Raw genomic sequence first — 14129 nt, 5'->3', positions numbered from 1 at the left:
TACCCCCGGCACCGCCGGACTCCCCGCACCCGACGCGAAGCCCACCCCGACACCCGGCAGGTGACGCTGTGACCGCCCTGGAACCGGCCCCCGGCACGGGCCGCCGCCCCGTCCTCCGCCCGCCGCACCCCGCGGAGGCGCCGTGAGCCCGCAGGAACCCCCGCGCCGCCGGGTCCCCGGCCCCGGCCGCCCGCGCGCCGGCGACCGGCCGTCGGACCGGCCCGCCTCCCGGCCCCGCACCCGCCCGGCCGTCCGGTCCGCCGCCGCCCGGCCCCGCCCGGCCGCCGGCCGCGCCGCCACCATCCGGCTCGGCAACCCCAAGCCCCGGCTCCGCCTCGTCGGCATCGGCCTCACCCTGGTGCTGCTCGCCTTCACCGTGCGGCTCCTCCAGGTACAGGCCGTCGACGCCTCCGAGTTCACCGCGCAGGCGCAGAAGAACCGGTACGCCAAGTACACCCTCGCCGCCGAGCGCGGCCAGATCACCGACCGGACCGGCATCGCGCTCGCCACCAGCGTCGACGCGTACGACATCACCGCCGACCCGACCATGTTCACGCCCAAGGAGAGCAAGGCCCTCGACGCCCCCGAGCAGGCCGCCGCCCTGCTCGCCCCGCTCCTCGGCAAGGACGCCAAAGAGCTCACCGCCCGGTTCAAGACCCCGAACACCAAGTACGTGGTCCTGGCCCGCCGCCAGACCCCGCAGGTCTGGAACCAGATCAAGGACCTCAAGAAGGCGTTCGCGGAGAAGGCCGAGGCCGACAAGCGCCGCGGCGGCCCCGGCGCCAACGTCCTCGCCGGCCTCTTCCAGGAGCCCAGCAGCAAGCGGGTGTACCCCAACGGAGACCTCGCCGCCGGGATAATCGGTTACGTCAACTCCGAGGGCAAGGGCGCCGGCGGCCTCGAATCCGCCCTCGACGAGAAGCTCGCCGGGCAGGACGGCGAACTCCGCTACGCCCAGGCCGGCGGCCGCCGGGTGCCCACCGCCGGCTCCCACGAGAAGCCCGCCGTCCCCGGCTCCGACATCGAGCTGACCATCGACCGCGACATCCAGTGGGCCGCCCAGAACGCCATCACCGAACAGGTCCGCAAGTCCGCCGCCGACCGCGGCTACGTCGTCGTCCAGGACACCCGCACCGGCGAGATCCTCGCCATGGCGAACGCCCCCGGCTTCGACCCGAACGACCTCAGCCGGGCCCGCTCGGCCGCCATGGGCAACGCGGCCCTCCAGGACGTCTACGAACCCGGCTCCACCGCCAAGGTCATCTCCATGGCCGCCGTACTGGAGGAGAAGGCCGCCGGCCCGCTCACCCACGTCACCGTCCCCAACCGGCTGCACCGCGGCGACCGGCTGTTCAAGGACGACATCGACCACCCGACCTGGTACCTGACCCTCAACGGGGTCCTCGCCAAATCCAGCAACATCGGCACCATCCTGGCCACCGGACAGCTCGGCAAGACCCAGTCCGACGCCAACGACGTCCTCTACTCGTACCTGACGAAGTTCGGCCTCGGCCGGCCCACCGGCCTCGACTACCCCGGCGAGTCCCGCGGCATCCTCGCCAAGCCCCGCGAATGGTCCACTTCGCAGCAGTACACGATCCCCTTCGGCCAGGGCCTGTCGGTCAACGCCGTACAGGCGGCCTCCGTGTACTCGACCGTCGCCAACGGCGGGGTCCGCATCGAACCCACCCTGGTCCGCGGCAGCAAGGGCCCCGACGGCCGCTTCACCCCCGCCTCCGCCCCCGAACGCACCCGCGTGATCAGCGAAGGCACCGCCAAGACCCTCGCCGCCATGCTCGAATCGGTCGTCGACGACCAGGAGGGCACCGGCACCAAGGCCCGCATCCCCGGCTACCGGGTCGGCGGCAAGACCGGAACGTCCAACCGGGTGGATCCGGCGACCGGCCGCTACAAGGGCTACACCGCCTCCTTCGCCGGGTTCGCACCCGCCGACAACCCTCGCATCACCGTCTACTGCGCCATCCAGAATCCGACGAAGGGCAGCTACTTCGGCGGCCAGATCTGCGGCCCCATCTACAAGAAGGTCATGGAGTTCGCCCTCAAGACCCTCCAGATCGCCCCCACCGGCGCCCCTCCCGCAGGTCTGCCGGTCACCTTCACCCCGTAAGGCACCACCGTGACGACGATCACCCAGGACCCCGGGAACCAGCGCGACCCGGGCCCCTCGATTCCCGGCGGGCCCGGTGCGCCCGGTACGCTCACCGCCGTGCCCCACGCTGATCAGCCCAGAACCGCCCAGAAAGACGCCCCGGCAACGCCGCCGGGAGCGCCCCGGCCCGCCACGCTGCGCCCGACCCCCCTGGGCGAGCTGGCCGCGCTGCTGGGAACCGACGTTCCGGAAGCCGCCCAGGCGGAGATCTCCGGCATCACGCACGACTCCCGGGCCGTGCGCCCCGGCGACGTGTACGCGGCCCTGCCCGGCGCCAACCTGCACGGCGCCGACTTCGCCGCCCAGGCCGCCGAACGCGGTGCCGCCGCCGTCCTGACCGACCCGGCCGGGGCCGAGCGGGCCGCCGCCACCGGACTGCCGGTGCTCGTCGTGCCCGAGCCCCGCGGCCGGATGGGCGAGCTCGCCGCCGCCGTCTACGGGCACCCGGGCCGCGGCCTCCTCCAGATCGGCATCACCGGCACGTCCGGCAAGACCACCACGGCCTACCTGGTCGAGGGCGGCCTGCGCGGCGCCGGCCGGGCCACCGGACTGGTCGGCACCGTCGAGATGCGCATCGGCGACGAGCGGATCAAGTCCGAGCGCACCACTCCCGAGGCCACCGACCTCCAGGCGCTGTTCGCGGTCATGCGCGAGCGCGGCGTCGAGGCCGTCGCCATGGAGGTCTCCAGCCACGCTCTGGTGCTCGGCCGGGTCGACGGCTGCGTCTTCGACGTCGCGGTCTTCAACAACCTCAGCCCGGAGCACATGGAGTTCCACTCCGGCATGGAGGACTACTTCCAGGCCAAGGCGCAGCTCTTCACGAGCCGCCGGGCCCGGCTGGGCGTCGTGAACACCGACGACGAGTACGGCCGCCGGCTGGCCAAGGAGGCCGCCATTCCGGTCGTCACCTTCTCCGCCGAGGGCGACCCGGGCGCCGACTGGCGCGCCGAGGACGTGGTGTCCGGACCGGTCGGCTCCACCTTCACCCTGGCCGGCCCCGAAGGCGTGCGGATCCGGGCCACCGCCCCGCTGCCCGGCCCGTTCAACGTGGCCAACACCGTCGCCGCCATCGTCACCCTGGCCGCCGCCGGCCTCGACCCGCAGGCCGCCGCCGACGGCGTCGCCGCGGTCCCCGGCGTCCCCGGCCGCCTGGAGCGCGTCGACGCCGGCCAGCCGTACCTCGCGGTCGTCGACTACGCCCACAAGACGGACGCCGTCGAATCGGTCCTGCGCGCCCTGCGCAAGGTCACCGAGGGCCGGCTGCACATCGTGATCGGTTGCGGCGGCGACCGAGACCGGACCAAGCGCGGCCCGATGGGTGCCGCCGCCGCCCGGCTCGCCGACACCGCCGTGCTGACCTCCGACAACCCGCGCTCCGAGGACCCGCTCGCGATCCTCGCCGCGATGTTCGAAGGCGCCGTGTCGGTGCCCGCAGACGAGCGCGGCGACGTGCTCGTCGACCCCGACCGGGCCGGCGCCATCGCCGCCGCGGTCGCCCGGGCCGAGCCCGGCGACACCGTGCTCGTCGCCGGCAAGGGCCACGAGCAGGGCCAGGACACCGCAGGCGTGGTCCGGCCGTTCGACGACCGCCAGGTCCTGCGCGCCGCCATCGAGGACCGGCGCCCGGACACCCGACAGGCCGAGGTGAAACCGTGATCGCCCTCTCCCTCGCCGAGATCGCCGACATCACCGGCGGGCAGCTCCACGACATACCGGATCCGTCCGCCCGCGTGACGGGGACCGTGGTCTACGACTCCCGCGAGGTCGAACAGGGCAGCCTGTTCGCCGCGTTCGCGGGCGAACACGTCGACGGCCACGACTTCGCCGAGCGCGCGGTCGCCGCCGGCGCCACCGCCGTCCTCGCCACCCGCCCGGTCGGCGTGCCCGCGATCGTCGTCCCCGACGTGGTCGCGGCCCTCGGCGCCCTGGCCGGCGCGGTCGTCACCCGGGTCGGCGCCGACGTGATCGCCCTGACCGGCTCCGCCGGCAAGACGTCCACCAAGGACCTCATCGCCCAGGTGCTCCAGCACCACGCGCCCACCGTGTGGACGCCCGGGAACCTCAACAACGAGATCGGCCTGCCGATCACGACCCTGCGCGCCACCGGGGAAACCCGCCACCTCGTCCTGGAGATGGGCGCCCGCGGCATCGGCCACATCCGCTACCTGGCCGGCCTGACCCCGCCCCGCATCGGCCTCGTCCTGAACGTGGGCACCGCCCACATCGGCGAGTTCGGCGGCCGCGAGGCCATCGCCCAGGCCAAGGGAGAGCTGGTCGAGGCCCTGCCCACAGAAGCCGAGGGCGGCGTCGCCGTCCTCAACGCCGACGACCTCCTGGTCCGCGCCATGTCCGCCCGCACGAAGGCCCGTACGGTGCTCTTCGGCGAGGCCGAGGACGCCGACGTTCGGGCCACCGAGGTACGCCTGACCCCCCAGGGACAGCCCTGCTTCACGCTCCACACACCCACCGGGTGCAGCGAGGTGACCTTGCGGCTGTACGGTGAGCACCACGTGTCGAACGCGCTCGCCGCGGCCGCCGTGGCCCATGTCGTGGGCATGTCCGCCCAGGAGATCGCGGTCGCGCTCTCCCAGGCTGGCACGCTCTCGAAGTGGCGCATGGAGGTCACCGAGCGCGCGGACGGCGTGACGGTCGTCAACGACGCCTACAACGCGAACCCCGAGTCCATGCGGGCGGCGCTGCGCGCGCTGGTCGCCATGGGCGGCGCCACCCGGGCGCAGGGGGGACGTACGTGGGCGGTGCTCGGTCCCATGGCCGAGCTCGGAGACGATTCGCTCGCCGAACACGACGCGGTCGGACGGCTTGTCGTCCGGCTCAACGTGAGCAAGCTCGTGGCAGTCGGGGGCAGGGAAGCGTCCTGGCTGCAACTGGGCGCATATAACGAGGGTTCGTGGGGTGAGGAGTCGGTGCTCGTGTCCGACGCGCAGGCGGCGGTCGACCTGTTGCGCAGTGAACTGCGCCCGGGAGACGTCGTGCTGGTGAAGGCTTCCAGGTCGGCCGGTCTGGAGCGGGTCGCTGCGGCCCTGCTCGCCGGCGCTGCCGAGGGCGAGGTCACCGGCCGATGAGGCAGATCCTGTTCGCGGGTGTCATCGGTATGTTCCTCACCGTCATCGGCACCCCCCTGCTGATCAAGCTCCTGGCCCGCAAGGGCTACGGCCAGTTCATCCGGGACGACGGCCCCCGCGGCCACGCCGGGAAGAAGGGCACGCCCACCATGGGCGGCATCTCCTTCATCCTGGCGACGCTCATCGCGTACGCCCTGACGAAGGTGATCACCTCCAGCGAGCCGACGTTCTCCGGCCTGCTGGTGCTGTTCCTGATGGCCGGGATGGGCCTGGTCGGCTTCCTCGACGACTACATCAAGATCGTCAAGCAGCGTTCGCTGGGCCTGCGGGCCAAGGCGAAGATGGCCGGCCAGCTGATCGTCGGCATCGCCTTCGCCGTGCTGGCGCTCCAGTTCTCCGACTCCCGGGGCCTGGAGCCGGCGTCCACGAAGCTGTCCTTCGTGATGGACTTCGGCTGGTCCATCGGCCCGGTCCTGTTCGTCGTCTGGGCGCTGTTCATGATCCTCGCGATGTCGAACGGCGTGAACCTCACCGACGGCCTCGACGGTCTCGCGACCGGCGCCTCGGTGATGGTCTTCGGCGCCTACACGTTCATCGGCGTCTGGCAGTACCAGGAGTCCTGCGCCAGCGCGGAGGCCCTCACCAACCCGGCCGCCTGCTTCGAGGTGCGCGACCCGCTCGACCTCGCCGTCGTCGCCTCCGCCCTCATGGGCGCCTGCTTCGGCTTCCTGTGGTGGAACACCTCGCCGGCCAAGATCTTCATGGGCGACACCGGTTCGCTCGCCCTCGGCGGCGCGCTCGCGGGTCTCGCGATCTGCTCCCGCACCGAGCTGCTCCTCGCGCTCCTCGGCGGCCTGTTCGTCCTCATCACGATGTCCGTGGTCATCCAGGTCGGCTCGTTCCGCCTCACCGGCAAGCGGGTCTTCCGGATGGCCCCGCTCCAGCACCACTTCGAGCTCAAGGGCTGGTCGGAAGTCCTCGTCGTGGTCCGCTTCTGGATCATCCAGGGCATGTGCGTGATCGTCGGCCTCGGCCTCTTCTACGCAGGATGGGCAGCAGAGAAGTGACGTCCTGGCAGGGCATGAACATCACCGTCGCCGGCCTCGGCGTGAGCGGCGTCAGCGCCGCCCGCGCCCTGGCCGGCCTCGGCGCCGTGGTGACCGTGGTGGACGCCGGCGACGGCGACGCCCTGCGCGCCCGCGCCGCCGGACTCGCCGACGCGGGCATCACCGTCCGCCTCGGCGACGCGGAGACCCTCCCCGAGGGCACCGACCTGGTGGTCACCTCGCCCGGCTGGGCGCCGTCCGGCCCGCTGTTCGCGGCCGCCGCGGCCGCCGGCGTCGACGTCGTCGGAGACGTCGAGATCGCCTGGCGGCTGCGCGGCCCCGACGCCCCGCCGTGGCTCGCCGTCACCGGCACCAACGGCAAGACGACCACCACCCAGATGCTGGCGTCGATCCTGCGCGCCGCCGGACTGCGCACCGCCGCCGTCGGCAACATCGGCACCCCGATCGTGGACGTGGTCCTGGGCACCGACCCCGAGTACCGCGACCTCGACGTGCTCGCCGTCGAGCTCTCCAGCTACCAGCTGCACTGGGCGCCCTCGCTGCGCGCCCACTCCGCGGCCGTGCTGAACCTCGCCCCCGACCACCTCGACTGGCACGGCTCCATGGAGGCGTACGCCGCCGACAAGGGCCGCATCTACGAGGGCAACACCGTTGCCTGCGTCTACAACGTCGCGGACAAGGCCACCGAGGACCTCGTCGTCGAGGCCGACGTGGTCGAGGGCTGCCGTGCCATCGGCTTCACCCTCGGCGCCCCCGGCCCCTCGATGCTCGGCGTCGTCGACGGCATCCTCGTCGACCGCGCCTTCGTCGAGAACCGGCAGAAGAACGCCCAGGAGCTCGCCGAGGTCGCGGACGTCAACCCGCCGGCCCCGCACAACATCGCCAACGCCCTCGCCGCCGCCGCCCTGGCCCGCGCCTTCGGCGTCGAGCCCCGCGCCGTCCGCGACGGCCTGCGCAACTTCCGCCCCGACGCGCACCGCATCGCGCACGTCGCGGACGTCGCCGGGGTCGCGTACGTCAACGACTCCAAGGCCACCAACACCCACGCCGCCGAAGCCTCGCTGGCCGCGTACGAGCCCGTCGTCTGGATCGCCGGCGGTCTTGCCAAGGGCGCCACCTTCGACGGGCTGGTCACCGGCGCCGCCAAGCGGCTGCGCGGCGCGGTGCTGATCGGCGCCGACCGGGCCCTCATCCGCGAAGCGCTCGCGCGACACGCCCCGGAAGTCCCGGTGGTCGACCTCGACCGGACCGACACTGGGGCGATGCTTGCGGCGGTCCGGGAAGCGGCCCGGCTCGCGGAACCCGGCGACACGGTCCTGCTGGCCCCCGCCTGCGCCTCGATGGACATGTTCGTGAACTACGGCAAGCGCGGCGACGCGTTCGCCGACGCCGTACGCGAACTGGCTGCCGGGCAAGCCTAGGCCTCGGCCGGGGCGGGTCTGTCCGGCCGGCTGCTCGTACGAGTGGAGGGGAACAGACATGCAGCGCGTGGCGGTGGGCGCAGGGCGGCAGCCGTCCGAAGCGAAGGCACAGGGGCGCAAGCGGCCCACGAGGACCCCCCGGTCCTTCCGGCCGCGGCGCCCCGGCCGCGGTCCCGCGGACCGGGTCCGCCGCAGCTACCGCCAGCTGCGCCGCACCTGGGACCGGCCGCTCACCGCGTATTACCTGATCTTCGGCAGCGGCCTGCTGATCACGGTGCTCGGCCTGATCATGGTGTACTCCGCATCGATGATCAAAGCGCTCCAGCTGGGCCTGTCCGCCTCGTACTTCTTCCAGAAGCAGTTCTTCGCGGCGGCTCTCGGCACCGGACTGCTGCTGGCCGCCTCGCGGATGCCGGTGAAGCTGCACCGGGCGCTGGCCTACCCGGCGCTCGCCGGCACCGTGTTCCTCATGGTGCTCGTGCAGATCCCCGGGATAGGGGTCTCGATCAACGGCAACCAGAACTGGATCTCGCTGGGCGGCCCGTTCATGCTCCAGCCCAGCGAGTTCGGCAAGCTGGCGCTGATCCTGTGGGGCGCCGACCTGCTGGCCCGCAAGGGCGACAAGCAGCTCCTCAGCCAGTGGAAGCACCTGCTGGTGCCACTGGTCCCGATGGCGTTCCTGCTGCTCGGACTCATCATGCTCGGCGGGGACATGGGCACCGCCATCATCTTCACGGCCATCCTCTTCGGCCTCCTGTGGGTGGCGGGCGCCCCGACCCGGCTGTTCGTCGGCGTGCTGGCCGCAGCCGGACTCGTCGTCGCCGTGCTCATCAAGACCAGCCCGCACCGCATGGAACGGCTCGCCTGCATCGGCGCCACCGACCTCGGCCCCGAGGGCGGCCCCGACTGCTACCAGGCCGTCCACGGGATCTTCGCCCTCGCCTCCGGCGGCTGGTTCGGCTCGGGCCTCGGCGCCAGTGTGGAAAAATGGGGGCAACTCCCCGAGGCCCACACCGACTTCATCTTCGCCATCACCGGGGAGGAACTGGGCCTGGCGGGGACGCTGTCGGTACTCGCCCTCTTCGCGGCCCTAGGCTATGCGGGTATCCGCGTGGCCGGACGCACGGAGGACTCCTTCGTCAGGTATGCCGCGGGAGGCGTGACCACCTGGATCACGGCCCAAGCCGTGATCAACATCGGTGCGGTGCTCGGTCTGCTGCCGATCGCCGGAGTCCCGCTCCCGCTGTTCTCCTACGGAGGGTCGGCCCTGCTGCCGACCATGTTCGCGGTCGGACTCCTCATCGCCTTCGCGCGGGAGGAGCCCGCCGCACGGGCCGCGCTCGCGATGCGGCAGCCGAAGAGCGGCTGGCGGCGGGCCGGGCTGAGAGGCAGATCGATGAGACGGCGCGTCAAGGAACGTCCGTCCGGAGAGCGGTGAATTTCGGTGCATGTCGTACTCGCCGGTGGAGGGACCGCCGGCCACATCGAGCCGGCGCTCGCCCTCGCGGACGCCCTGCGCAGGCAGGACCCCACGGTCGGCATCACGGCCCTCGGCACGGAACGCGGCCTGGAAACCCGGCTGGTGCCCGAACGCGGCTACGAACTCGGGCTGATCCCCGCCGTACCGCTGCCCCGCAAGCCCACCCCCGAGCTGATCACCGTCCCCGGACGGCTGCGCGGCACCATCAAGGCCGCCGAGGACATCCTCGTCCGCACCAAGGCCGACTGCGTCGTCGGCTTCGGCGGCTACGTGGCCCTGCCCGGCTACCTCGCCGCCAAACGGCTCGGCGTGCCGATCATCGTCCACGAGGCCAACGCCCGCCCCGGCCTGGCCAACAAGATCGGCTCCCGGTACGCGGCCGCCGTCGCCGTCTCCACGCCCGACAGCAAGCTGCGCGGGGCCCGTTACGTCGGCATCCCGCTGCGCCGGGCCATCGCCACCCTCGACCGGACCGCGGCCCGCGCCGAGGCCCGCGCCGCCTTCGGCCTCGACCCGAACCTGCCCACCCTGCTGGTCTCCGGCGGCTCCCAGGGCGCCCGCCGCCTCAACGAGGTCACGCAGCAGATCGCCCCCGCCCTCCAGCGGTCCGGCATCCAGGTCCTGCACGCGGTCGGCCCGAAGAACGAACTGCCGCGTGTCGACAACATGCCCGGGATGCCGCCGTACGTCCCGGTACCGTACGTGGACCGGATGGACCTCGCGTACGCCGCCGCCGACATGATGCTGTGCCGGGCGGGCGCGATGACCGTCGCCGAACTCTCCGCCGTCGGGCTCCCCGCCGCCTACGTCCCGCTGCCGATCGGCAACGGCGAACAGCGGCTCAACGCCCAGCCGGTGGTCAAGGCCGGCGGCGGCCTGCTCGTCGACGACGCGGAACTCACCCCCCAGTGGGTCCAGAGCCAGGTGCTCCCCGTGCTCGCCGACCCGCACCGGCTGTACGAGATGTCCCGTGCCGCCGCCGAGTTCGGGCGCCGGGACGCCGACGAGCTGCTGGTCGGCATGGTGTACGAGGCGATCGCCGAACACCGCAACCGCTGACGCCCAGGCCGCGGACAGCACGAACGCAGGAGGCGACAGTGGCCGGACCCACGACCGCACAGCGCGGCGGCGGCAAGGCGGCGGGCAGGGCCCCCGAGCCGGCCCCGGCCGGCCGCCCTCCGGGCGCCCGGTCCCGCCGGCTTCCGCTCGTCGCCGCCCTGGCCGCCGCCGCCCTGCTCGCGGGCGGCGGCACCTGGGTCCTCTACGGATCCGACTGGCTGCGCGTCGAGAAGATCGGCGTCACCGGCACCGAGGTGCTCACCACCGCCCAGGTCACCGAGGCCGCGGCCGTGCCGCTGGGCGCCCCGCTGGCGACCGTGGACACCGGCGAGATCGAGGCCCGGGTACGCGGAGCGCTGCCCCGCATCGACACCGTCGACGTGGTCCGCTCCTGGCCGCACGGCATCGGCCTGAAGGTCACCGAGCGCAAACCGGTCCTGCTCATCGCAAAGGGGAGCGGATACGTGGAAGTCGACGACGGCGGTGTGCGATTCGCCACGGTCTCCAAGGCGCCCGCCGGGATCCCCGAACTCGTCCTGGACGCCGGGCAGTCGCCGAGTCTGCGCCGGTTCGGCGAGACGCGGCTGCTGCACGAGGCGGTGGCGATCGCCGGACACCTCCCGCGCGCCGTGGCCGCAGAAACCCGGAAGATGCGCATCCGCTCGTACGATTCCGTCGTACTGGAGTTGACCCGGGGCCGCACGGTGGTCTGGGGGAGTTCCGAACAGGGCGAGTCCAAAGCCCGCACGCTGACCGCCCTCATGAAGGCCGCGCCGCGCGCCGCGGAGTTCGACGTGAGCGCTCCCACGGCCCCGGCGGTCTCCGGGAGTTGACGCGAGGTCGAACAGCGGCGCACCCTGGTTGGCCAGCGAACCGGGTGATCACATAGGGTGAAAAGAAAAACGGGAGGTTCGGCGTGTTCGTTGAACGCGCGCCACTTGTCGACTTAGTGTCCTGTTCGGAAGAGTCCAGGGAACAGACACAGAGTTAACCCTAAACTTAAGGGTTAGGGTTCGGGTCGGCAGCCGCGCTGTCGGACCGCCCTACTTTCGGCATCAGTCGTCGCACCGCAGGCCCGCGAAGCGACGACACGTAATCGAGGCGAGAGGCCTTCGACGTGGCAGCACCGCAGAACTACCTCGCAGTCATCAAGGTCATCGGTGTCGGCGGCGGTGGTGTCAATGCCATCAACCGGATGATCGAGGTCGGTCTCAAGGGCGTCGAGTTCATCGCCATCAACACGGACGCGCAGGCGCTGTTGATGAGCGATGCCGACGTCAAGCTCGACGTCGGCCGCGAACTGACCCGCGGCCTCGGCGCCGGCGCCAACCCGGCAGTCGGCCGCAAGGCGGCAGAGGACCACCGCGAGGAGATCGAGGAGGTCCTCAAGGGGGCCGACATGGTCTTCGTCACCGCCGGCGAGGGCGGCGGCACCGGCACCGGCGGCGCGCCCGTCGTCGCGAACATCGCCCGCTCGCTGGGCGCCCTGACCATCGGCGTGGTCACCCGCCCGTTCACCTTCGAGGGCCGCCGTCGCGCGAACCAGGCGGAGGACGGCATCGCGGAGCTCCGCGAAGAGGTCGACACCCTCATCGTCATCCCGAACGACCGGCTGCTGTCCATCTCGGACCGCCAGGTCAGTGTGCTCGACGCCTTCAAGTCGGCCGACCAGGTGCTGCTCTCCGGCGTCCAGGGCATCACCGACCTCATCACCACCCCGGGTCTGATCAACCTCGACTTCGCCGACGTCAAGTCCGTGATGTCCGAGGCCGGCTCGGCGCTCATGGGCATCGGCTCGGCCCGCGGCGACGACCGCGCGGTGGCCGCGGCCGAGATGGCGATCTCCTCGCCGCTGCTGGAGGCGTCCATCGACGGCGCCCGCGGTGTGCTGCTCTCCATCTCCGGCGGCTCCGACCTCGGACTCTTCGAGATCAACGAGGCGGCTCAGCTGGTCAGCGAGGCCGCCCACCCCGAGGCGAACATCATCTTCGGCGCCGTCATCGACGACGCCCTCGGCGACGAGGTGCGGGTCACCGTCATCGCGGCCGGCTTTGACGGCGGACAGCCGCCGGCCCGCCGGGACAACGTGATCGGCGCCGCCTCCACCAAGCGCGAGGAGCCGCCGGCCCCGGTGCGCGCCCCCGAGCCGGTCCGCCCCGCCTTCGGCGGACTCGGCACGGTGACCCCGCGCGAGGAGCCCCCGGCCCCGGTCGAGCCGGCTCCGGTGGCCGAGGTGCCGGCGGTCCCGGTGGCCCCGGCCCCCCAGGTCCCGACGGCCCGTCCCTACCAGGACAGCCCCGCCGAAGAGCTGGACGTTCCGGACTTCCTGAAGTGATACCGGACTTCTCGAAGTGATAAGCGAGCAGCACAGCGCGAACGGCGCCCACTTCGCCTTCACCGACCGGTGGGGCGGGGTGAGCGCCGTTCCGTACGAGGAGCTCAATCTCGGCGGTGCGGTCGGCGACGACCCGGCCGCCGTCCTGTCCAACCGGACGCGCACGGCGCGGGCCCTGGGCCTCGACCCGGCCCGGGTGGTCTGGATGAACCAGGTGCACGGGCGGGACGTGGCCGTCGTCGACGGGCCCTGGCCCGGCGGCGAGCCGGTCCCGGCGGTGGACGCCGTGGTCACCGCCCGCCGGGGACTGGCGCTCGCCGTCCTCACCGCCGACTGCACCCCGGTCCTGCTGGCCGACCCGGTCGCCGGAGTCGCCGCCGCCGCCCACGCCGGCCGGCCCGGACTCGTCGCCGGAGTGGTGCCGGCCGCCGTCGAGGCGATGACCGCCCTCGGTGCCGACCCCGCGCGGATCACCGCCCGTACCGGACCCGCCGTCTGCGGCCGCTGCTACGAAGTGCCCGCGCAGATGCGGGACGAGGTGGCGGCCGTGGTGCCCGCGGCCTACGCGGAGACCAGCTGGGGAACCCCCGCCGTGGACGTGGTCGCCGGAGTGCACGCCCAGCTGGCGGCGCTGGGGATCGAAGACCGGCAGCGGTCCGGCCACTGCACCCTCGAATCCCGCGACCACTTCTCGTACCGCCGCGACCGGGTCACCGGGCGGCTCGCCGGATATGTCTGGTTGGAACCGTAGATGACGGAACGCAAGTCGCAGCTCGCCGCGAACCTGGCGCGGGTGGAGGAACGCATCTCGTCCGCCTGCGCGGCCGCCGGACGCAAGCGGGAAGAGGTGACCCTCATCGTGGTCACCAAGACCTACCCCGCAAGTGACGTACGTCTGCTGGCGGACCTCGGTGTCCGTCATGTGGCGGAGAACAAGGACCAGGATGCCGCGCCCAAGGCGGCCGCCTGCGCGGATCTGCCGCTGACCTGGCACTTCGTCGGCCAGTTGCAGACGAACAAGGTCCGTTCCGTGGCCGGGTATGCGCATGTCGTGCAATCCGTCGACCGCCCGAAGCTCGTCACGGCGCTCTCGGCGGCCGCCGGGCGGGCCGGCCGGGAGCTCGGCTGCCTGATCCAGGTGGCGCTCGACGCGGAGTCGGGCGCCGAGGGCGTGCGCGGTGGTGCGGCTCCGGACCGGATCGGCGAACTGGCCCGGCTCGTTGCGGAGGCTCCGGGACTGCGCCTGGACGGGCTGATGACGGTGGCCCCGCTGGCCGGTCCGTACGCCGGGCGCGAACGCGCGGCGTTCGAGCAGCTGATGGAATTGTCATCACGCCTGCGGGCTGCTCATCCGACTGCCACGATGGTCTCGGCGGGCATGAGCGGTGACCTGGAACAGGCCGTGGCGGCCGGGGCGACACACGTACGCGTCGGTACTGCGGTACTCGGAGACCGACCCCGCCTCGGGTAACGTCGCCAAGCAAGTCGGACCACAGCAGAAAATATGGTCAATC

The 14129-nt window shown here is 72.4% G+C and carries 11 protein-coding genes; all 11 read left to right on the top strand.

Annotation, left to right across the window (positions count from 1 at the left end; genetic code table 11):
* The first annotated feature begins 142 nt into the window (after positions 1-142).
* On the top strand, positions 143-2128 hold the full coding sequence (locus tag LG634_RS33225) for a peptidoglycan D,D-transpeptidase FtsI family protein (RefSeq protein WP_226739503.1): 1986 nt from the start codon (positions 143-145) through the stop codon (positions 2126-2128).
* A gap of 9 nt (positions 2129-2137) precedes the next feature.
* Positions 2138-3826, top strand: coding sequence for a UDP-N-acetylmuramoyl-L-alanyl-D-glutamate--2,6-diaminopimelate ligase (locus LG634_RS33220; protein ID WP_226739501.1), 1689 nt, complete (start codon positions 2138-2140; stop codon positions 3824-3826).
* Positions 3823-5253, top strand: coding sequence for a UDP-N-acetylmuramoyl-tripeptide--D-alanyl-D-alanine ligase (locus LG634_RS33215; RefSeq protein WP_226739499.1), 1431 nt, complete (start codon positions 3823-3825; stop codon positions 5251-5253). The genes LG634_RS33220 and LG634_RS33215 overlap by 4 nt, the downstream gene beginning before the upstream one ends.
* On the top strand, positions 5250-6320 hold the full coding sequence (gene mraY, locus LG634_RS33210) for a phospho-N-acetylmuramoyl-pentapeptide-transferase (protein WP_226739497.1): 1071 nt from the start codon (positions 5250-5252) through the stop codon (positions 6318-6320). Before LG634_RS33215 ends, mraY begins: the two co-directional genes overlap by 4 nt.
* Complete coding sequence (gene murD / locus LG634_RS33205; RefSeq protein WP_226739495.1) at positions 6302-7741, top strand: UDP-N-acetylmuramoyl-L-alanine--D-glutamate ligase; 1440 nt, start codon at positions 6302-6304, stop codon at positions 7739-7741. The genes mraY and murD overlap by 19 nt, the downstream gene beginning before the upstream one ends.
* A gap of 58 nt (positions 7742-7799) precedes the next feature.
* Positions 7800-9179 carry a putative lipid II flippase FtsW gene (gene ftsW, locus LG634_RS33200; protein WP_226739493.1) on the top strand — a complete coding sequence of 460 codons (1380 nt, stop codon included), beginning with the start codon at positions 7800-7802 and terminating at the stop codon, positions 9177-9179.
* Positions 9180-9185: 6 nt separating this feature from the next.
* Positions 9186-10280, top strand: a complete 1095-nt coding sequence (gene murG, locus LG634_RS33195; RefSeq protein WP_226739491.1) for an undecaprenyldiphospho-muramoylpentapeptide beta-N-acetylglucosaminyltransferase — start codon at positions 9186-9188, stop codon at positions 10278-10280.
* Positions 10281-10318: 38 nt separating this feature from the next.
* Entirely contained in the window at positions 10319-11113 is a 795-nt protein-coding gene (locus tag LG634_RS33190; protein ID WP_308072731.1) for a cell division protein FtsQ/DivIB, read from the top strand.
* A 284-nt stretch (positions 11114-11397) separates the two neighbouring features.
* Positions 11398-12615 carry a cell division protein FtsZ gene (ftsZ, locus tag LG634_RS33185; protein WP_226739489.1) on the top strand — a complete coding sequence of 406 codons (1218 nt, stop codon included), beginning with the start codon at positions 11398-11400 and terminating at the stop codon, positions 12613-12615.
* Between the two features lie 16 nt (positions 12616-12631).
* On the top strand, positions 12632-13366 hold the full coding sequence (pgeF, locus tag LG634_RS33180) for a peptidoglycan editing factor PgeF (RefSeq protein WP_226739487.1): 735 nt from the start codon (positions 12632-12634) through the stop codon (positions 13364-13366).
* Positions 13367-14086, top strand: coding sequence for a YggS family pyridoxal phosphate-dependent enzyme (locus tag LG634_RS33175; protein WP_226739484.1), 720 nt, complete (start codon positions 13367-13369; stop codon positions 14084-14086).
* Positions 14087-14129: the final 43 nt, after the last annotated feature.

This window comes from Streptomyces bambusae (assembly GCF_020532645.1).
In the GTDB taxonomy this organism is placed as follows: Bacteria; Actinomycetota; Actinomycetes; order Streptomycetales; family Streptomycetaceae; genus Streptomyces; species Streptomyces bambusae.
This window is presented reverse-complemented; position numbering and strand designations above follow the sequence as displayed.

Excerpts from the sequence above, each read along its gene's own strand:
- mraY (WP_226739497.1), top strand. The coding sequence starts at position 5,250 with ATGAGGCAGATCCTGTTCGCGGGTGTCATCGGTATGTTCCTCACCGTC.
- murD (WP_226739495.1), top strand. The coding sequence starts at position 6,302 with ATGGGCAGCAGAGAAGTGACGTCCTGGCAGGGCATGAACATCACCGTC.
- ftsW (WP_226739493.1), top strand. The coding sequence starts at position 7,800 with ATGCAGCGCGTGGCGGTGGGCGCAGGGCGGCAGCCGTCCGAAGCGAAG.
- LG634_RS33175 (WP_226739484.1), top strand. The coding sequence starts at position 13,367 with ATGACGGAACGCAAGTCGCAGCTCGCCGCGAACCTGGCGCGGGTGGAG.